This is a genomic window from Lentilactobacillus rapi DSM 19907 = JCM 15042, assembly GCF_001436255.1.
GTDB lineage: Bacteria > Bacillota > Bacilli > Lactobacillales > Lactobacillaceae > Lentilactobacillus > Lentilactobacillus rapi.
In genome coordinates this window covers 1-21,041 of sequence record NZ_AZEI01000076.1, presented here as the reverse complement: position 1 = coordinate 21,041, position 21,041 = coordinate 1, and the positions used below count along the sequence as shown (strand labels likewise).

The 21,041-nt window shown below is 42.0% G+C and carries 17 protein-coding genes, 1 pseudogene and 1 other annotated feature; of the genes and pseudogenes, 9 read left to right on the top strand and 9 right to left on the bottom strand.

The window, feature by feature from the left end; all coding sequences use genetic code 11:
- Positions 1-9: 9 nt before the first annotated feature.
- A complete protein-coding gene (locus FD12_RS08220) occupies positions 10-1,863 on the bottom strand; it encodes a S53 family peptidase (RefSeq protein WP_056982579.1) in 1,854 nt (617 codons plus the stop codon).
- Between the two features lie 10 nt (positions 1,864-1,873).
- Positions 1,874-2,140 (bottom strand): hypothetical protein, encoded by a 267-nt coding sequence (locus FD12_RS08215; RefSeq protein ID WP_056982578.1) that lies wholly within the window; start codon positions 2,138-2,140, stop codon positions 1,874-1,876.
- 156 nt (positions 2,141-2,296) lie between these two features.
- On the opposite strand from FD12_RS08215, the gene mscL reads away from it, so the two are divergent.
- The 3 genes from mscL to pgmB all read left to right on the top strand — a co-directional run bounded on the left by mscL (position 2,297) and on the right by pgmB (position 6,195).
- A complete protein-coding gene (gene mscL / locus FD12_RS08210; protein ID WP_054746708.1) occupies positions 2,297-2,665 on the top strand; it encodes a large-conductance mechanosensitive channel protein MscL in 369 nt (122 codons plus the stop codon).
- A gap of 122 nt (positions 2,666-2,787) precedes the next feature.
- The gene (locus FD12_RS08205) at positions 2,788-5,505 is read left to right on the top strand and encodes a glycoside hydrolase family 65 protein (RefSeq protein WP_056982576.1); all 2,718 of its coding nucleotides are present in this window, start codon (positions 2,788-2,790) and stop codon (positions 5,503-5,505) included.
- Positions 5,506-5,523: 18 nt separating this feature from the next.
- On the top strand, positions 5,524-6,195 hold the full coding sequence (gene pgmB / locus FD12_RS08200; RefSeq protein WP_056982574.1) for a beta-phosphoglucomutase: 672 nt from the start codon (positions 5,524-5,526) through the stop codon (positions 6,193-6,195).
- Between the two features lie 133 nt (positions 6,196-6,328).
- Here the strand turns inward: pgmB and FD12_RS08195 are convergent, their stop codons facing one another.
- Positions 6,329-7,099 carry a Cof-type HAD-IIB family hydrolase gene (locus FD12_RS08195; RefSeq protein WP_056982572.1) on the bottom strand — a complete coding sequence of 257 codons (771 nt, stop codon included), beginning with the start codon at positions 7,097-7,099 and terminating at the stop codon, positions 6,329-6,331.
- A 153-nt stretch (positions 7,100-7,252) separates the two neighbouring features.
- Between FD12_RS08195 and FD12_RS08190 the strand changes: the two genes are divergently transcribed.
- A complete protein-coding gene (locus FD12_RS08190) occupies positions 7,253-7,906 on the top strand; it encodes a deoxynucleoside kinase (RefSeq protein WP_056982570.1) in 654 nt (217 codons plus the stop codon).
- Positions 7,907-8,054: 148 nt separating this feature from the next.
- On the opposite strand, the gene FD12_RS08185 is transcribed toward FD12_RS08190, so the two are convergent.
- The 3 genes from FD12_RS08185 to pepV form a co-directional block, all read right to left on the bottom strand.
- Entirely contained in the window at positions 8,055-8,861 is an 807-nt protein-coding gene (locus tag FD12_RS08185; RefSeq protein WP_082622224.1) for a DUF3658 domain-containing protein, read from the bottom strand.
- 425 nt (positions 8,862-9,286) lie between these two features.
- On the bottom strand, positions 9,287-9,757 hold the full coding sequence (locus FD12_RS08180; RefSeq protein WP_054746709.1) for a universal stress protein: 471 nt from the start codon (positions 9,755-9,757) through the stop codon (positions 9,287-9,289).
- A 13-nt stretch (positions 9,758-9,770) separates the two neighbouring features.
- Complete coding sequence (gene pepV, locus FD12_RS08175; protein ID WP_056982568.1) at positions 9,771-11,174, bottom strand: dipeptidase PepV; 1,404 nt, start codon at positions 11,172-11,174, stop codon at positions 9,771-9,773.
- Positions 11,175-11,295: 121 nt separating this feature from the next.
- Between pepV and FD12_RS08170 the strand changes: the two genes are divergently transcribed.
- Positions 11,296-12,141, top strand: a complete 846-nt coding sequence (locus FD12_RS08170) for an NAD(P)H-hydrate dehydratase (RefSeq protein WP_082622223.1) — start codon at positions 11,296-11,298, stop codon at positions 12,139-12,141.
- Positions 12,142-12,249: 108 nt separating this feature from the next.
- On the opposite strand, the gene FD12_RS08165 is transcribed toward FD12_RS08170, so the two are convergent.
- Positions 12,250-13,854, bottom strand: coding sequence for a putative polysaccharide biosynthesis protein (locus tag FD12_RS08165; protein ID WP_371862806.1), 1,605 nt, complete (start codon positions 13,852-13,854; stop codon positions 12,250-12,252).
- 253 nt (positions 13,855-14,107) lie between these two features.
- Here FD12_RS08165 and FD12_RS08160 point away from each other — a divergent pair, with 253 nt between their 5' ends.
- Positions 14,108-15,133 carry an acyltransferase family protein gene (locus FD12_RS08160; RefSeq protein ID WP_054746710.1) on the top strand — a complete coding sequence of 342 codons (1,026 nt, stop codon included), beginning with the start codon at positions 14,108-14,110 and terminating at the stop codon, positions 15,131-15,133.
- Entirely contained in the window at positions 15,133-16,086 is a 954-nt protein-coding gene (locus tag FD12_RS08155) for an alpha/beta hydrolase (RefSeq protein ID WP_056982561.1), read from the top strand. Before FD12_RS08160 ends, FD12_RS08155 begins: the two co-directional genes overlap by 1 nt.
- A gap of 124 nt (positions 16,087-16,210) precedes the next feature.
- On the opposite strand, the gene leuS is transcribed toward FD12_RS08155, so the two are convergent.
- A complete protein-coding gene (leuS, locus tag FD12_RS08150) occupies positions 16,211-18,631 on the bottom strand; it encodes a leucine--tRNA ligase (RefSeq protein WP_054746711.1) in 2,421 nt (806 codons plus the stop codon).
- A gap of 71 nt (positions 18,632-18,702) precedes the next feature.
- Positions 18,703-18,904: a binding site (T-box leader), on the bottom strand.
- A gap of 98 nt (positions 18,905-19,002) precedes the next feature.
- Between leuS and FD12_RS08145 the strand changes: the two genes are divergently transcribed.
- The gene (locus FD12_RS08145) at positions 19,003-19,644 is read left to right on the top strand and encodes a phosphatase PAP2 family protein (protein WP_054746712.1); all 642 of its coding nucleotides are present in this window, start codon (positions 19,003-19,005) and stop codon (positions 19,642-19,644) included.
- Positions 19,641-20,216, top strand: a complete 576-nt coding sequence (gene mnmM / locus FD12_RS08140; protein WP_056982559.1) for a tRNA 5-(aminomethyl)-2-thiouridylate-methyltransferase MnmM — start codon at positions 19,641-19,643, stop codon at positions 20,214-20,216. Before FD12_RS08145 ends, mnmM begins: the two co-directional genes overlap by 4 nt.
- On the opposite strand, the pseudogene FD12_RS08135 reads toward mnmM, so the two are convergent.
- Positions 20,213-20,992: pseudogene (locus tag FD12_RS08135) on the bottom strand (MFS transporter); the annotation flags it as partial. The gene mnmM and the pseudogene FD12_RS08135 sit on opposite strands and share 4 nt — an antisense overlap.
- Positions 20,993-21,041: the final 49 nt, after the last annotated feature.

The following is a 21,041-nucleotide window of genomic DNA, read 5'->3' as shown; positions in this document are numbered from 1 at the left end:
TCCTTCTTGTTAACCGTTAAAAGCCTTGTTAAGCTTTGTAAAGTCGATAGTACCGAGACCGGTAGCTTGATTATACAGCTTACCAGGTTGCCCCGTGTAATAAAGATTGGTGTTATTCGTTCGACTGTCTAACGGGGTAAATGGCGAACTGCTGGTTGCGGCAAACTTATAAATCTGTGGATTCCAAAAGCCAAGCCGCCCGACAGAATTATTGGACATCAAAGCACTTGCGGCCGCCATTTGAGGGGCAACGACACTTGTCCCACCAGAAACTTCCCATTCACCTTTGGCCCCAGAATTTTTCTTGGGAGTGACGAACATACTGTAGCCCGTGAATGGGTCAGCGTTGGCCGAAATATCCGGTAAATTGCGCCCAGACTTTGTACCACTCACCTGTTTAGGATGCTTCAATCGAACTGGCTGACCATTTTTAAATGTCCACAATTGAGTTGCTTTATAAGTCCCAACCCCGCTGAATCCAGATTGATACTTCGGAGTCGCGTTATATTTGCTAAAACCACCGCCACCACCAGAAAAGTAGCTCTGAATCATGTCCATTTGGCTAAAGAACCGCTGATGGATATAGTTTGGATAAAGAAATTCCGATCCCCAAGCGCGTTCTGTTAGGATCGTCACTTTCTTTTTGTTAACCACATATGTCCGCGGTAAGGTGGTTCCTCCAACTGACGTTACATATGGCGAATTTGATGGCGTATCAACCGACAATCCTTTTGTCATGCCGGTCGTAATGCCATCGTAGGCGCCATTATCACCACTGGCAGTGAACACGCTGATGCCTTGGGCTGCGGCTTGTTCAAACAAGAGATTTAAAATTTGATTATATTTTCTGGGGGTAATTCCCTGCTTAATTTCATAAGCCACCTGCGCTTCGCTTTGACCCCAACTCAGTGAAAGCGAATCAACGACATTTTGACCAGCTGCGGCCGCAATGGAATTGACCATCCCCGTGATATTCGATTGGGCTAGGTAGGTCTTAATATTGCTGTCAGGCGCGATGGCACCAGCTTGCTCAACATCCATGGTCGTTTCGTCATAACCGTCCCAAGTTCCCTTATAACCGTTTGTCCGGTAGACACTCAAGCGATTACTTTTCACATTGATACCTTCACCATCCCAGTACCGGTAAACGTCATTCGGATGGAAATTGGCAAATGAAATAATACCAATGGTCTTACTGCGACCGGTTGATCCACCAGCATACAAAGATGACAAGTTGTATCGGTGAACAAATTTTTTAGGGGAATATTTAGCCGGCTGATTATTGCTTGATTTAGCGGCCGTGTAAAATGAGGAAGGCTTTATTCCAGATTGGGTTGATGAAAAAGGTGAATAAGTTGACAAACCGAAGACCGCGTAAACCGATTTTGAGATCGATTTTGGCAGCTTTGGCGCCCCTTTTGATTTCTGGTAACGGACCCCGTCTTCTTTGACATTCACCAAGTTGACCTTAAAGGCTTTCTCGACGTTTTTAGTTGTTCCCTTCACCACCATCACGAGGTTCCCCCGATACACAGCAGCTCTTAAATGATGCTTTTTCAAATATTTTCGAATTTGAGTAATCTGCTTGGTACTCTGACCAAACCGGCTCGCAAATTGTCCTGAAGTCACGAATTGACGATAATGATGATTTGACGGATCCACTGAATCGTAAACGAAATTCCGCAACTTTGTCTGACTTTTTGGTTTTAATACAATATCAATCAGTTGTTGCTTAGAATCAGATACTTCAGAAGTTTGGGTTATTGCGGCAAAAGCTGTTGGGGCAGCATACAACGTCCCCCCACAGACAATCAATCCCAAAACCAATGATATCAATCGTTTTCTAAGCACATGTCGTTTCATAAAATTCTCCTTAGTCGTCAAAATTATTTTGGTGGTTCTCGATGGCCTTTTGGTCTGCACGCGTTTTTGCTTTTTCGAGTTGTTCTTTTTTGGCATCTCGTGACCTGACGATCATCACAACCAGTGGGGTTAACAGTATTCTGATTAGAATGATTGCAACGATCCAAATACTGACAAATAGCAGCATTGAGTGGTCAACCTGCTGACTGATATAAAAAGCAATCGAAAGAATCAGGACGATTACAATTCCTGTGAAAATCGTACGCTTATTTTTCAAAATTTTACTCCTTTGAAATTACTTACATCATAATATCATACTTCAGTAGTTGACTTAAAAATTAAGTTGGCGTAGCTCTGGTTTGTATTTAAGAAGATCCAGTCGATATAATGATAGTCATACCATATCATAAAAATTGGGAGGAGATTAAGACTTATGTTAAAAGAATTCAAAGAATTTATCTCAAGAGGCAACGTTATTGATTTAGCCGTTGGGGTCATCATTGGTGGGGCATTCACCTCAATTGTGACGTCATTGACTACCAACATTATCAACCCGTTTATTGGTATTTTTCTGGGTAAAATTGACCTTTCAAAATTAGCCCTTACAATTGGGCAAGCCACTTTCCGATATGGCGCATTTTTAAATGCTGTGATCAATTTTATCATCATTGCTTTCGTTGTTTTCATCCTGATCAAAATCATTAATCGGGTAGTTAAAAAACAGCCTGAAACCGCCAGTGTTGATCGCAAGGAAGTCCTGCTTTCAGAAATCAAAGATCTACTCGAAAATCAGCAAAAATGAAAACAGCCCGCTTGCTCAAATTGCTTTCAAACCCCCAATTAATTGCGATTGACGGATATTTGAACTAGAATTAACTTATAGATGATTTTCACAAATGGAAATACTTGAGAAGAGGTTTTGTTATGAGAACGTTTGCGATAAGGGCTCGTGATGGGGTCATGGAAATCAATTATTCGGAGAATTCCAATAAGCCCCCTTTTAGGAAGTTTATGATCACCTACAACCCCAAATTTTCAATTGGCGATAATCTTGAGAACATTAAGGCTGCCCTCACTGGGTTGCCAATTGATGCAGCAATTATTGAGAATTCATTGAACTATGAATTCTCAGACACGATCATCGGTATTAATCACCAAAAGATCGATATTGGCTTGGCCATTGCCAACATGATGAATATTCCGGTCGTTAACCTTCATAAGGTTCAAGATGTTGGTTTGGAAAAAGCCGTGGCGGAAAAACAGGAATATTTGAAGTGGCACCTTGATTATTATGGTGAGTACAGCGGCAAACGTAACTACGGGCAAGAAGCGATGCTGACAATCGGTAATGGCTACTTTGGTCTACGGGGTGCGTATGTCGAAGCGAACGCCAACAAGGATAATTATCCTGGGATGTACGTTGCTGGCGTTTACAACCAACTCACAACCAAAATTAACGGTCGAGATGTTGTCAACGAAGATCTAGTAAACCTACCCAATGCTCAATACATTAGTTTTGGGGTGGATCATCAACAACCGTTTGAAATTAAAAAAGAAGATATCCAAGATATTTATCGAAGTTTGGATTTGCGGACCGGGGTTTTAACAACCACCTTGCATATTCAATTATCAACCGGCCACATTTTGCAAGTTCGGGCTACCAAAGTTGCCAATATGACCAATTGGCATCGTTATTCCATCAAGTATGAATTAAAACCAATCAACTTTTCTGGTAGCATTCAACTTTATTCAAAAATTGACGGTACCGTTATTAATGGCAATGTTGAGCGCTATCAAGATTTCGATCAACGCCATATCGATGTCATTGGCATGGCTGCCCACGATAACCAGATCTCGTTAACCGGTCAAACCAAGACGTCCCACGTTAACTTTGTCATTAATTCCAAGCTTTCTAGCAAAGATGTCGATACCACCAAGTTAATTTCAGCTGAAACTGAAGACAAACAAATCCAGCAAAAATTGGACATCAAAGTAGAGCCTGAGAAACAGTACGTATTTGAAAAGTGTGTCACGGTATTTACCAGCCAAGCGCAGGATGCCAACTTGGAACAACCTGCCCAAAAAGAATTGAACGCTTCTTCGTTCGATGACACCCTCGCTGATAGTCAAAAATTCTGGAGCAACGTCTGGCAGAATTCAGATATCCAAATTGATAATGATATGACCAGCCAAAAACTGACGCGGGTTAACATCTACCATATGCTTGTGACAAGTGCCGCCCTGGCTTCTGGTCAATTAGATTCCTCAGTTGGCGCTCGTGGCTTGCACGGTGAAGCTTATCGAGGACACATTTTCTGGGATGTCACCTTTGATTTACCATTTTATGCCATTCATTACCCTGCAATTGCTAAGCAGTGCTTGTTATATCGCTATAATCGTATCGGCGAAGCGCGCAAATACGCCGCCTCAGAAGACAAGCAAGGAGCAATGTATCCTTGGCAGTCAGGGATGTATGGGGATGAACAATCACAATTTGTTCACTTGAACCCGGTTAGCGGTGAATGGGATCCGGATAACAGTCGCTTGCAGCGCCACGTTTCGTTGTCGGTTGCTTACGATGTCATTAACTATGTTCATCTGACTGGTGACACTGAATTTATGAAGAACTACGGATTAGAAATGTTATTGTCAATTTGTAAGTTCTGGGTCAGCATGGCCAGCTACGATAAAAAAGATGATCGGTATGATATTCATCACGTCATGGGACCAGATGAATTCCACGAAGAATATCCAAACTCTGACGATCATGGTCTCACTAATAATGCTTATACCAATATTATGGTTTCTTGGTTATTCGATAAAGTCGCAGAGCTGATGAGTCATGAAGATCCTAAGATAATCAAATCTGCCAATGAAAAAGCCCAAACAGACAACAGTTTACTTGATCAAATGAGTGATATTGCTCACAAACTTCGTCTCGATATCAACGAAGAAGGCATCATTGGTCAATTCTCTGGTTACTTCAACCTTTCAAAGCTCAACTTCGATGCTTATCGGAAGAAGTATGGTGATATATCGCGAATTGACCGATTGTTAAAGGGTGAAGGTAAGTCACCTGATTCCTATCAAGTTGCCAAACAAGCCGATACTTTGATGGCTTATTACGAATTACCATTTGATGAAGTCCAAAACGTCATTACCCGGCTGGGTTACAAGTTGCCCGCCAACTACTTCACCACCAATTTGAGATTCTATCTTGATCGAACGACTCATGGATCCACCCTTTCACGCATTGTTTATTCAGTTCTTGATGAAATGGATGGCAATATGGATCAATCCTGGCAATTGTTCTCAACCGCCCTGTTCTCCGATTACTATGATATTCAAGGTGGGACCACTGCTGAAGGTATTCACCTTGGCGTCATGGGTGCCACGCTTGAAATTGAAACCAAGTGTTACGGAGGGGTTCGGTTTGACACCGACGAAGTATCCATTAACCCTCATCTTCCAACCACTTGGAATAAGCTTTCATTTAAACAAACGTATCAAGGTATCACGTACAATTTTGAAATCGGTCATCATAAAATCAATGTGACTGCCGATTCGAGCAGTCACATCAAGGTTGGTGACAAGGGTTATTCATTATCCAAGAACAAGCCAACTGTTATTACTTACAAATAAAATGAGGAGTGAATGATAATGGCAAAATTTTCAGATATTAAAGGTTTTGTTTTCGATCTTGACGGTGTAATTACGGATACGTCAGTTTTCCACAGCCAAGCTTGGCATCAAGTTGCTGACAAGGTGGGTGCCCCATGGTCCAAAGAACTTGAAGATGGCTTAAAAGGCATCAGTCGAATGGATTCTCTTGAGATGATTTTAAAGGCAGGCAATCTACAAGATCACTATACAGACGATCAAAAGGTTGACTTGGCAACTGAAAAAAACACCAACTATTTGAAGTTGGTTGATAAAATGACCCCAGCTAATATTCTTCCGGGAATTAAAGAATTCCTTGATGAAATTAAAGATGGCGGTTACTTATTATCATTAGCTTCTGCTTCAAAAAATGCGCCAACTGTTTTGGAGAAGTTGCAATTGACTAATTATTTTCCAAAGATTGTGGATCCAAAAACTTTGAGTAAAGGCAAACCAGATCCTGAAATTTACCTCAAAGGCGCAGAACTAATCAATTTGAAACCAGAACAATGCATTGGAGTCGAAGACGCTGCCGCTGGGGTTGAATCAATTAATGCCGCTGGGGAAACTTCCATTGGAATTGGTGACAAAACAATTTTGAAAGATGCAGATGTTAACTTCACTGATACCAGCGAAATGACCTTGGCTAATATCAAAGAACAGATGGACTAATTTAAATCCATTTAGAAGACTGGGACAATTGATGTTTTGATCCCATAATTTAAGGGCTTCATCCCAAAATCCAAAACGAGGATTTCAGGGTGAAGCCCTTAAATGTTGCCCTTAAATGATTGCATGTCGTAAGTTATTTGATTAGCCCGTAATGCTTTAGCCCATTCACAATTCCGCCATTCACATTGGAAGTAGTGACGAAGGATGCCTTGGCTTTCACATCTGGGTGACCATTTCCCATTGCGACTGGATAATCTACTTCAGCAAACATTTGTAGATCATTCAGTTGATCTCCGAAAGCATAGGACGGAATATCCCCTAATTGAGCTTTCTTCAATAGTGCTTGAATGCCGGTTTGCTTCGATACCCCCCACTTCATCGTATCCAAACAACGGGGGTTATTTCTAACCAATGACAATTCGCCTTTGAATTCATCCTGGTAGAGTTTATCCTTATCATAATTAAAGACATTCAAGAAATTGACTTCATGGGTCTTGTAAAAGTCTGGCTCGACGTGCGGTGTCAGTCTTAACAGCCGATAGTTGACTTTAGTTAAGTCATTTTCAGCGGTCAGAGCAAATTCCTCATTGTTATAAAATGAAATCACATCGCCCTGCTTTTTGGCAAATGCTAAAATTTCTTCAATTACTTCATCACTAATTTGCTCAGCTTTCAGCTTTTTACCTTCATACTGAACATAACTACCATTTGCACTGACTAATGAATTGATGCCGGTAGCGTCAATCACATATTGAATTTCAAAAATATTTCGGCCAGTTGAAATGACAGGCAGAATATTGTTCTCTCGTAACTGATTAATTGCTGCGATGTTTTCGTCAGAAACATTCTTTTGATTATCAAATAATGTGCCATCTAGATCAAAAAAAACAACCGCTTTATACATTGAATTCCCTCCATTTAACTCGATACCTATATTGTACTACTTAATCTACTGCTCCCTGAAAATTTCGCCTGACTTTTGCCAAAAATATGTATATTGTGTTTTCATGTTTTGTGATACACTATATCTTGTAATTTTATTAAAAGAGGGGCTACCATGGTGATAATCACAGCAGGAATGATCGGTGTCGGAAAAACAACGTTAACGGCAAAAATTGCGGAGCATTTAGGAACAAAGGCTTTTTTTGAACCGGTTGGCGACAATCCGGTACTACCGCTTTACTATTCAAATCAAAAACAATACGGTTTTTTGCTACAAATTTATTTCTTAAACAAACGCTTTTCAATGATCAAACAGGCACTGAGCAACGACAATAATGTCCTTGACCGATCAATTTATGAAGATGCCCTCTTTACCAGAGAAAACAACGCTGAAGGCAACATTACCGATACCGAGTTAGCGGTTTATTTGAAGTTATTAGACAACATGATGAACGAACTTGACCAGTTGCCAAAGAAAGCCCCAGATTTGCTTGTATATGCAGACAGCGACTTCGACACCATCAAGTATCGAATCAAGAAACGCGGTCGCGAATACGAACAGTTTGATGACAATCCAGAACTCCAGGAATATTACTTCAAAATGTGGGCAGCCTACAAAAAGTGGTATCAAGAATACGATGTTAGTCCCAAAATCAAAATTGATCTTCAAAAATATGATTTAAGCGACTCAAAGAACGTTGATATTGTTTTAGGCCAGATCGATGATGCATTGGCTAAAATTCGTAAACCTCAAGAGGAAACTTCTTAAGAATTGCCGGCTAATATCATCCACCTCACAAACAAATTAAAGGCCTCACTGAAATCAAGCTCCAATTGAATCAGAAAAGTCAAAAAGAGTGGAACGGAAAATGGCTATCATAGCCTTTTTCTTTCCACTCTTTTCGATTGATTGATGATCATATCATTTTCTGATTTAGCTTCACGCTACCTGGATCCAAGTGATTGATCTGCGGATCGGTCTTTTGATAATCTAAGACGCCTTTGGAAACGAGGTAATCAACCCGATGGCGATACCACCAGTCAGGGGCACCAACCGGAAAGCGCCCAAGGGTCTCACCAATCACTCGAATCACGTTTCTAAATCGTTTAGGACTCACTTGGCTGAGCAAAAACTGATCGTAGAAGGTAATTGGCTGACTGACAAGTTGACCATTAATATTGACTCGAACGGGCGTGTTATCCGATCGTAAATCATGCCAGACATAACTGGAAACTTTTTGCCGATTTCGGGTTAATGGCCGCTCATACTGAGTCAGTTGAAGCTGTTCAAGATCTTCGTTAAGAAGTTCCCCCAAGCTTCCAAGGGTCACCAAAACTTCTCCTTTTACGAATGAAAGCGGCACATGGATTTCTGTTATCTGAGCATTCTTATTTAGTAATGCCTCACAAAGCCAAAAGAAACCACAGGCATCATCACTTAAATCACTCCACCAAATACGAATTGTGAGGCCTTGGTTAACCACCTCAAACAGCCGATCCAAGGCCGCCACTAATCGGCGAATCCTCTCAGAAGTGGTTGAAAATCGCGTATGCGTGCTTTGAATTTTAAACAGCGTGCGCCGATTTTCAATAAAATTTCCTTCGGTGATATCTCCCAAATTAAGATAGACCGGCAAGGTGATGATCTCGTTATCGATATGGTGTTGTTGATAAAAATGTTTAAGTGAATTTGAGAAACTTTCGTTAAATAAAACATCGATCATATGTATTTCCCCATCAATCAAGATTACTAAAACTATACCCAAGAAGTATAAACTTATCTCCAACCATCATGCAATACCAAACCGCTATTATTTTGAATATTACTCATTCAACTCACAATAACGAGAAGTTGAGGCATCATCTGATCCCAACTCTTTGACGAAGAAGGAGGCCGGGGCATATATTACTTTTCAATCGATGATCATTCACTTAGATCGCCCTAGCCACTTGGGTAAAAGCTGCGCCAAACGGCTGATCCCGGCCATTTAACGAAAAGGACCAATTATTCCAAAATCAGGAATAATTGGTTCTCTTCGTTAAATTCTGGGCTCAAAACGCCTATTGCCCCAGTCTGTTTTCATTAGCACTGGAATTAAAAGATTGCCTACTATTCCAGTTTCTTCTATTGAGAAAAATAAGTTTCAATTTATTTGGGATCTCGATGAACAACAAACACATCACATGGTGCTTGAGCAATCACAAATGCCGCCGTCGAGCCCATTGTCACTCGGCCAACAAAATTGGCTCCAGTCGCTCCAATGACAATTGCATCAATCTTTTCATCTGCAACGATGTCACGAGCAAGGACAGTTTTGGGGTCCCCAGACGTCACAACCGTTTTCACATCAATCCCGTGCTCTTTAGCGCGACCAGCATATTTGGCCACCAATCGCGTATAACGTTCTTTTAGTTCGTCAACCGCGCCAGGATTAATACTTCCAAAGCCAAGCAAGGCCGATTTGGAGACACCGATAATGTCGCGATCGTTAATGACCGCTGCAATTGTCAGCTTAGCACCATTATGCTCTGCGATGGTGATGGCTTTATTGACCGCCTTGGCAGCCGTCTTCGACCCGTCAACGCCAACCAGGATATTTGTATAGTTAAATTCGAGCATGTCGCCACCTCGTTTATTTGGCCGTCAATTCATAAATAGACTGACCATAAATCGCCATTGCTTTCAGTAGATCATTAATCGGCTGAAATTCATTTGCCTGATGCATCGTGTCCTGAGTACCTGGGAATAATGCGCCAAATGCAACGCCACGCTTCATCAGCCGGGCATACGTGCCGCCGCCAACCACTTCAGGCTTGGCATCATGATCACCAGACTGCTCTTCATACACGTTCATCAGTGTCTTAACAATTGGATCATCAGGATCAACATAATGAGGCACCATATTATCAGTTTCTGAAACTTGACCATGATGTTTTCGAGCGGCAGCCTCAAGCTGAGTCAAAATTTCTTTGTCAGATGTTCCCTTAGGATACCTAAAATTCGTATTGATCGAGCCACCATCATGAGCATTGAATCTCATGATGCCGACATTCATCGTTACTTCACCCATCACATCATCAACATGATTGGCGCCAATCTTGGTTGCCCGGGAATCGTCATGTAAGTCACTGGCAAGAAAATCAATAAAATGTTTGGCATCGCCTTCAAAAGCGAATTGTTGGAGAAATTTGGCTAAATAAGTGCCGGCATTAATTCCATTTTTAGGTTCCATTGCATGAGCAGCCTTGCCAATTAAATGGATCGCAATTCCCTCGTTGGTTGCCTTAATATCCCCAGACAAGGAGTTGGTATCCAAGAATTTAGTGAAGGCATCAACCATTCCCTCGTTGTCACCAGTTTCAACTAGCGCAGTCGCATTTCCCGGAACCATGTTTGGCCGTAAGCCGGAAGTAAAGTCTTTCAAGGTGATTTCTTCGCCATTTGCGTTTCCAAACGTTGTCACGTAGGTGGAATTACCTTTTTCACCGTTAATTAATGGAAATTCCGCATCGGGTGAAAAACCAAATGTTGGCTCAGGCTCCACTTCAAAATAGTGTTTCATCCCAGTCCAATGACTCTCTTCATCGGTGCCGACAATCAAACGGATTTTCATCTTCGGGGTAATTCCGTTATCTTTCAACATTTTAAGCCCATAATACGCTGCCAAGGCGGGACCTTTATCGTCGGAAGTTCCCCGACCATAAACGTTCCCGTCTTTTTCCGTCATTTCAAACGGATTGGTTTGCCACCCATCACCTGCGGGCATCACGTCAGCATGGGCCTGCATGGCCATCGTTTGGTCACCAGAGCCATATTCGATATAGCCAACGATATTATCAATATTTTTCGTCACGAACCCATCGCGTTCACCAAATGAAAGAAACTTCAGCATGGCCTTAGTTGGTCCTTCACCCAGTGGATATTCGTCGGTTGCGTGCTCGTCATCTCGAACACTTTCAATGCCGATTAATTCTTTTAAATCATTTAAATAATCGGTTCGATAATCTTGTGATTGTTGTTTCCAGTCGATTGTCATTAATTTCTCACTCCTGTCATAACTGTATTTTATCACAGAAAGGCTTGGCCGTTACCATTGTTCAATAAGTCCAATGGTATACTGAAGATAGTTAAACTAAACAACTGGGAGAATGATTGTCATGGAAAAAATAACAAAAACAATTTTACCGAAAGTTATCAGAAACCGGCCTGCCAACAGTTTCAAGGGTACCTATGGAAAAATCGTCCTGATTGGCGGCAGTCAAAACTTTGGCGGCGCAATCATCATGGCCTCACTAGCCGCAGTTTATAGCGGAGCTGGGTTAGTGACCACCGTTACCAATCCCACCAATCAATCAAGCCTTCACGACTGGTTGCCTGAAGCGATGTTTGTTGATGATAACGAATTCGAAAAAGCTGCACCGATCATTTCCGCCGCAAACGTCGTTGTGATTGGTCCAGGACTTGGAACAAGCGATCAGGCACTAGCCCTTTTGAAAAAAACTTTTGCGCTAGCCAAAACTGGCCAGGTATTCGTCATTGATGGCTCAGCCCTGACATTAATTGCCAGTAACAAGTTGTCGCTGCCAAAGGAATCGCTAAACGTGCTGACTCCCCACCAAATGGAATGGCAACGGGTCTCTGGGATTAAAATTGCTGACCAAACAGCTGCTGCGAACCTGGCTGCCGCTAAAAAACTTAATGCAATTGTGGTTGTTAAATCCCATCGCACGCAAGTTTGCGTAAATGATCAAGTTTATGAAAACACGGGTGGAACCCCTGCTCAAGCAACTGGTGGCATGGGAGATACATTAGCTGGGCTCATTGGCGGCTTTACTGCTCAGTTTGAAAATAAAGACCAAGCCGTTTTGGCGGCGGTGTATACCCACAGTGCGATTGCTGATGAACTGGCAAGAAAACAATACGTGGTCTTGCCACATCAAATCAGCGAAGCACTACCAGAATTCATGTTTAAAAATCAAGCGCGTGGAACAATCACCGGTTAGCTTTCAGAACATCAGGGAGTGATCCGAATGTCCTGAAATTGGATATTTGGACCACTCCCTTAAATGGCCGGGAGCAGCCGTTTATCACAGCTTTTATCCCACTATATTTTACGGAATTCTCAATAATTTTCTTAATTTTTCGGTTCGTGCTCCCAAAATCATATCTGCCACTCGGCTCTTAAGGGCCAAATAGATGTAAATATAACCACCTACGGCAACAGCTAGTATCGTCACGATCAGACTCGGGATTCGGTCAAATGGATCCGCGACGAATTTAAGTAAAAAATTAGCGGCATACACCGTCATAAGCGATGCAGCATACATGAACAATGAATATTTTGCGATTTTTCGAAATCCAATATCGAGCATTCGCCGGTCGAACCCAAATTGTCGATTCAATGAGCGAATGATTAACCAGTTTGCGACGCCTAAGCCAAGTCCAGTTGAAATCAGTGGACCAAATGAACCTAAATAATAAATACACGGCCACTGAAATATGAGCTTCACAATTGTACCAATGGCGAAGAATTTAACTGCCCGCTTATTTTGTGATAACCCCTGCATCATGGCAGAAGTTACAACAAATAACCCCATTGGAATGGAGATAATCGATGAGAACGTCAATAGATTTGCGCCGAGGGCTTGCTGAGCTTGACCGTAAAATAATCGGTTAAGCGGTCCAGAAATGGCACACATCCCTAATGCAGCGGGAATCATCACGAATAAGAAGAGGGTTAACACATTTGAGTTCTGCCTGGAAATTTCCCGCCGATCCCCATTTGTGAGCGCAATTGACAGCAAAGGAACCGCTGTAATCGCCAAAGCAGATGACAAAGAGATTGTGATCATAATCAGCTTGTTGGCATTAACCGCAAATAATGCATATAAATCTGAAAGCATGTTATTGGAATAATTGGTTGCCAGCTTCATCACTTTGAAAAAGGTGAACTGATCGATCAACATAAAAATTGTAATGCCGGCCCCTAAGATAATGAACGGGACTGCTTGAACAATAATTTCTTGATACAGCGCTTTAGGCTCCACCTTCAGTTGATTGTTACTATGAGCGATCAATGAACGAAAATCTTCTCGACGCCTTAGATAATACCAGGCTAAGGTGAGCATCCCAGCAACAGCTCCCACAAACGCCGCAAACGTGGACTGTGAGACGGCCTTCACCCAATCGCCGTGAAAGACCTGCATGATCAGGAAAGCCGTTACCAGCATATAGATTACCCGAACCAACTGCTCAACGAATTGAGAAATTGCTGAGGGCGCCATCTGTTGATAACCCTGAAAATACCCCCTGGTTAAACTCATTGTTGGAATAATCAAAATTGCCCAAGCCAACGAATGCAAAACAGGAATCACATTTGGGTTGCCACCATCAATTAACGGGGCGCCAAAATAAAGGACAGCGGCTGAAACAACTCCGGTCGAAACGGCCAACACTAGTCCGCGTTTGTATAAACGGACCCCGACGCCATATTCATTTAAAGCATTGTAATGGGCAACTTGCTTGGCAATCGCAGACGGAATCCCCGCGATGGCAACAATTAGAAAGAAACTATATATATTATAGCCAAGTCCATAAAGCGCATTCCCGCGTAAGAAATAATTCCCGAACCAAATGCTCCAAGGAATAATGTACACTGCCCCCAAGAAACGACTCAAAATGCTTCCAGCCGTCATCCAAGCGGATCCGGACAGCATTTTATCTCTGGAAATATCCGAGCGGTTTCGATCTTGATTACCCAATTTTTGTTCCTACTTTCATCAGCTTTAAATCTACTCGTTACAGTTTAGCCAAAATGCCTTGCAATAGCAATATCGAGAGGATATATTAAATATTACTTAAGCATCAAGAGAATTACTGGTTGGAATTGAAAAAATGTTGTCACAAGGGACTAAAATGCACTAAAATATTTTTATGGTGTTTTTTTGAAATTTACGAGGTGAAATTGTTGTGAGTAAAAAAAGAATTGAATGGATTGACGTGGCTAAGGCCGTCGGAATTGTCGCCGTCGTCTTCGGTCACGCTATGACGAGGCATGGCACCATGTTTCATTTCTTGTATTGGTGGCACATGCCGATCTTCTTCATTATGGGAGGCTTTTTCTTAAAACCAATTGTGAATAATGATTGGATTGGCTTTTTCAAAAAGCGCATTTTCCCACTGTTAGTCTCCTACTTCATTTGTGGGGGCCTGCTAATCATGGTTTCCCACTTCGTCCGGGGTGAAAGTTGGTCATATACCCTCTTTTATTTTGTCCGGTTAGCGTACGGTGGGAGAACCCTTAATCACTATCTGAGTGTTTTCTGGTACATCAATGTCTACTTGTTGGCACTCCTGTTTACATCGATTGTCATTACATACGTCAAGAATCGGGAAGCTCAAATCATCGTGGCGTTTATTTCTTTGATTGTTTCTACGAGTTACAAGCACATTTACTTCCTAAGTTACAAATATCTGCCATGGGATTTTGATGTCGCCTTCATTGCAATGTTCTTCATGCTATTTGGCTATTTATACTTCCACAAGATTCAAGAATTCGTTAAGGACTTCTGGGTGATCATCCCTGCGACAATCTTTACCTTTTGGGCATTTTGGATGCAACACATGGATCGCTTCAATTTTGCTTTTTTCTTAAAATCCAAAATTATTCACGCATCCTATCATCACATTGCCATTTCACGAATTTCTTATATTACATTTATTCCAATCATTGTTTGCTTGGTTGTATTCAGTGCCAGCTACTATTTCTGCAAGTTCTTCCCACAGTTTGTGATCAAACCCATTCAATTAGTCGGTCAACAGACTTTGGGGATCATGTATTTGCACAAAGCAGTCATTGATATTGTCGATGAAGCTGGTTACCAAAGTGCAATTTTAGAAACAATTTTAGCGCTGATAATTTCGTTTGCGCTGTCTCTTTTCTATGCATTTATCAAATCAAAGGTAAAAAATTCCTTACACAAGGCGGTTAGTTAATGTTTTATGATCGGCGTTCCAAAAAATTACGAATACTGTACTTTGTAATTGGCGGTATCATCATTTTAGGATTTAGCCTTTCAATCTGGCATACCCAGGAAAATCAGCGCGCCCTGACGAAAAGGTTTATTAATTCCAACACTCCAACCCTCTTCGTTCATGGTTGGAGTGGAACGCTGAGATCCGAAAAGGAAATTGTCACCTCCACTGAAATCAGCGGGGCCGCAACCAGGAGAATGATTATCAGGGTGCGCTCGAACGGTCGAATTTCAGTTACGGGAACCATTAAGCCATGGATGAGAAATCCAATTATCATGGTCCGTATGGATAACAACCGGGCTGGTGAAGTTCAGTACGCCCACTGGCTGAAAAAAGTAACCAAATTATTAAAGAAAAAATATCATGTTAATCAGCTAAACTTTGTTGGTCACTCAATGGGTGCATATGCAGTCATCTACTATAACCTATTGAATGGCAATCAAAAAGACCTTCCCCGCGTAAACAAGATCTGTGTCATCGCTGGACCGTATGACGGGATTATGAATAATCATAAATCTAACCAACCGACAAGTGGGCCATTAATGCAGCTATGGGACGATATGCCTAATCAAAATAAAATCCTGCCAACTGGGAAGCCTAAGATCATTCATCCAGAATATCGCATGTTATACCGCCTGCGAAAGAATTTTCCGCATCAGGCAAGAGTTCTCAATATCTATGGTAACTTGGGGAATGGTTCTAATTCGGATGGCGTCGTCACAAATGCCTCCGCGCTTTCTCTTGGATACATTCTAAGAGACCACGTCAGTTTCTACCAAACATTCCAAGCATTTGGCGCAAAAGCCCAACACAGTGAGTTGCACAATAACAATCTAGCAGTTAACAAAATCCTGACTGAATTCTTATGGGCAAAGAATTATAAAGATGGATCTGCAAGTGAATTGGATCAGTAAAAGGACCGTGTAAACCATCGAAGTATCCGAAAAGTCATAGGACCAAAAAAACACAGCAATCGATACATCCCTGCTTGGAATGTCGTCGATTCTGTGTTTTTTGATTTTGACAGTTTTGATTTAATTACCCAACAACAATATTAACAATCTTGTTAGGAATAACCACGACTTTACGAATGGTTTTGCCATCAGTATATCGTTGAACGTGTTCATCTTTTTTGGCTAATTCTTCAATCTTTGCCTTATCTTCATCACGAGCAACCTTCAAGTGTGCGCGGACCTTACCGTTGACTTGGACAACAAGTTGAACAGTATCTTCAACTAATTGTTTTGGATCAAAGGTTGGCCATTGCTCATACGTAATCGTTTCATCGTGACCCAAGAGGCTCCAAAGTTCTTCGGCGATATGCGGCGCAATTGGCGATAGCATCTTCACGAAGCCTTCCAAATAAGCAATTGGTAGGGCATCTGCTTTATAGGCATCATTGATAAAGACCATCATTTGGGAAATGGCAACGTTAAATCGCATATGTTCTAAATCATCGGTAACCACTTTAACCGTTTGGTTGTAAACTTTATCAAGTTTGCCGTCATTAATGGTTGTTACCCGATCGCGTAGATGATTGTTATCGTCAATCATGAGGCGCCAGACACGATCCAACCAATGATGGGCACCATTGATTCCTTCTTCGCTCCAAGGCTTAGCAGCGTCGATTGGGCCCATAAACATTTCATAGACCCGCAAGGTATCCGCACCATACTTTTCAACAATGTCATCAGGATTAATAACATTACCTTTGGACTTGGACATCTTTTCATGGTTAGTTCCCAAAATCATCCCTTGATTAACCAACTTCTGGAATGGTTCTTTGGTTGGGACTACCCCAATGTCATAAAGGAACTTATGCCAGAATCTTGCATATAGCAAATGAAGGACGGCATGTTCTGCACCGCCGACATATAAGTCAACTGGTGACCAGTACTTCAATTTCTCCGGATCGGCGATCACCTGATCATTATGCGGATCAACGTAACGAATAAAGTACCATGAGCTCCCCGCCCATTGTGGCATTGTGTTCGTTTCCCGTTTACCCTTACGACCATTTTTGTCAACGACATTTACCCAGTCAGTCAAATTAGCCAGCGGACTTTCTTTGCCGCCTGAAGTTTGAATATCTTTTGCTTTTGGCAATTTAAGTGGTAACTCGTCTTCTGGAACCAAGGTCGTTTCGCCATCTTCCCAGTGAATCACTGGAATTGGTTCGCCCCAGTAACGTTGACGACTGAAGATCCAATCGCGCAGCCGGTAATTAACCTTTTCATGACCGGCTTTGTGATCAGTTAACCAATCAATTGCCGCCTTAATGGCTTCATCCTTACCCATGCCATCCATAAAGCCGGAGTTGAAGTGAGGGCCATCTCCAGTGAATGCTGCTTCATCAGTGTCGCCACCCTCAATCACCGGGATAATCGGTAAGTCAAATTTCTTGGCAAACTCATAATCACGGTCATCGTGAGCAGGAACCGCCATAATTGCACCAGTTCCGTATGATTCAAGAACATAATCGCCAATCCAAATTGGCACTTCTTTACCGTTAATTGGATTAATCCCATAAGCACCGGTGAAGACCCCACTCTTATCCTTATTTAGATCTGTTCGCTCCAAATCAGACTTTCGGGAAACCTCATCCTGATACTTTTCAACTTCAGCTTTTTGCTCGGGTGTTGTAATCTTGGCAACCAGCTCGTGTTCTGGAGCCAATACCATATAGGTTGCCCCAAATAACGTATCTGGCCGCGTGGTAAAGACTTCAATCTGAGCGTCATCGTGCCCCTTCACCTTGAAGAATACACTGGCACCGCGAGAACGGCCAATCCAATTACGTTGTTGTTCCTTGATACTTTCAGGCCAGTCCAAGTCATCCAAGTCATCAATCAACCGGTCAGCGTAAGCAGTGATTCTCAAAACCCATTGACGCATTGGGACCCGATAAACTGGGTAACCACCACGTTCAGTTTTCCCATCAACAACTTCTTCGTTGGCAACAACGGTTCCACCCATAAAATCGGGCGCCCAATTAACTTCAATGTTATCTTCATAGGCCAGTCCATGTTTATATAATTGCTCAAAGATCCACTGGGTCCATTTGTAATACGATGGATCGGTGGTATTAATTTCTCGGTCCCAGTCATATGAAAAGCCAAGCGATTTGATTTGCTTTTTGAAAACCTTGATATTTTTAGCCGTAAAATCACGTGGATTATGCCCTGTCTTTAATGCGTACTGTTCAGCGGGTAATCCAAAAGCATCCCAGCCCATTGGGTGAAGCACGTTTTTACCTTGCATGCGTTTCATCCGTGCCATGATATCAGTGGCCGTGTAACCTTCAGGATGACCAACGTGGAGTCCTTGACCAGAAGGATATGGGAACATATCCATCACATAATATTTATCTTTTGTGTTGTCTTCAGTTACTTTGAAGGTCTTGTGTTCATTCCAATAATGCTGCCACTTACGCTCGATTACGTCGTGATTGTATGCCATTGTGCAACTGCCACCTTTCAAAATTTTTCAATAAAATGAAAAAAGTCCTACGAGAAACCACACTGGGATTCTCATAGGACGATTTATCGCGTTACCACCTATCTTCTCAATTACTGAGCACTCAAAATCAATAACGGCGATAAACCGGGACAGCCTACTTCGTTCAGCCGTTCATTCAACGATGAGTTCACCCTAACTTGGTCCAGATTCACAGCGACCACCTGGTTTCTTAAAGACAAGTTAAAAGTTACTAATTCGTTTCTTCATTTTCACTAAATTGAAATTATTGCCTATTATCATACCAAAGCTGCGTCTAAAAAACAACCGCCTCAAGATGTTATAATTAAATCATTCGTTTGGAAGTGAAATTAATGAAAATACGATCAAAACAACTCGGTAACCTAATTTGGGGCCTTTCACTACTTTTGTTTTTTTCTTTTACCGCTGGTGTTTGGCATCAGTCAGCATGGATAACGCAATTTGACCACTATTTTGGCAGCCGGATTCGTGGATTGGCTAACCCAGAACTCACAGTCTTCTTTGTCCATTTTACCAAAATCGGCAATCTGATACCGCTCATCACATTCGTTGCTGGCGCTTGCCTGGCCTTATTGATTCTCAGAAAAAATAAAGCCAGTCTCTTTTTACTCATCAACACTGCTCTGTTGGCAATTCCGGTCAATACTTTCGTTAAAGAATTAGTTAACCGCCCGCGTCCGCAGTTTACCCACCTTGTTGCGGTTCATTCAAGCAGTTTTCCAAGTGGGCATTCAATGAGCACGATGATGATTTTTGGCAGTTTAATCATCATTACCAATCAATTATTAAAAAATAATTTGGAAAAATTAATGCTTAATACCCTATTCATTGTTATGATTATATTAATAGGAATAAGTCGAATTTATGTTGGTGTTCATTTTGCAAGCGACGTGGCCGGTGGTTGGTCACTTGGATTCTGCCTGTTGTACATGAGCGAATTCGTCTTCAACAAATTTGGAGGAGGCCTATCATGAAAAAAATTCCGTCAGCATTGGAATTTAGTCATCAATTATTTGCCGAACGACTATCGCAGGGTGACACGGTTGTGGACTGCACCGTCGGCAACGGCCACGATACATTATTTTTAGCAAATCTTGTCGGTCCAACCGGCACATTGTATGGATTCAATATTCAGGCCGAAGCAATCAAGAACACGCGTAATTTATTGACCAAAAATCATGTCGATACGGAAAATGTCTATTTGTACAACATCAGTCACTCAAAGGTTGACGAGATCCTGCCATACGAGACAACCATTGCCGGAGCAATCTTTAATCTCGGATATCTGCCGGGCGGCGACAAAACCATTGTCACCTATTCAGATACGACCATTCAGGCCATTCAAGGTTGCCTGAGCCACTTGGCCCGAAACGGGATCGTTGTGTTAGTGATTTACTATGGCCACCCCGGCGGTGAGAAAGAAAAAAAAGACGTCCTCGAGTTTGGTCGTCAGCTCGACCAAAAACAATATAACGTCCTGACTTATAAATTTATTAATCAAGAACACTGGCCACCCTTTGTGATGGCCATTCAGCGGATCGATTAGTCGGTCCGCTGTTTCTTTTTGCGATCAGCAAAGTTAACCGCAAAAGCGATCACTATCAAAATCAGCGCCACGATAAACACATTGTGCAACGAATGATAGAGAATGGTCCTCAATTTTGGCAAAACATGACTGCTCAGTTGGTTGGCCGTCATTGGGTTAATTAACTTATCCATCATTTTCAGTGTGGTGCCCTCGGTTTGGCGAACCCCTCGGAGCATTGTCATATTCATCACAATTCCAAAAATAGAAATCATCAGCGTTTGCCCCAATGTTCTGGCAAGGGTGTTAAATGAAGTTGCAACGCCAATTTCAGTGGGCTTCACTGTATTTTGAACGCTGATCATCGACGTCGTCACGGTGAGCCCAAATCCCGTTCCACAAATCATTGATATCAATAAGAAAGCCACAAACGGTGTATAAGCTGGGATAAGCACCATGATAATCCCGCCAACTAAAATGAAGAACAAGCTCAGATTGATAATTGAATATGGAGTGGTCTTGACCAATAATTTGCCAGCAATAAACGAACCGACAATCCACATCAGTGAACTCGGGGTGATGGCGAAACCAGCCATTGAAGCTTGAAGGCCCAAAATCCCTTGCGTCCAATCAGGCAGGTAAACTTCGTATCCGATCAAGAAACCACTGACTAAAAAGACCACGATATTTTGAACCACGAATGTCCGGTTATCAAACAGTTCCATGGGGATCAAAGGATCTTCTGCCACGCGTTCTCTTCTAATAAACATAATGGCCGCAATCACGGTCACTAAGAAACTGTTTGAGATCTAAATTGAGTTTTGGTATACTTTTGCAAAAAAGGAA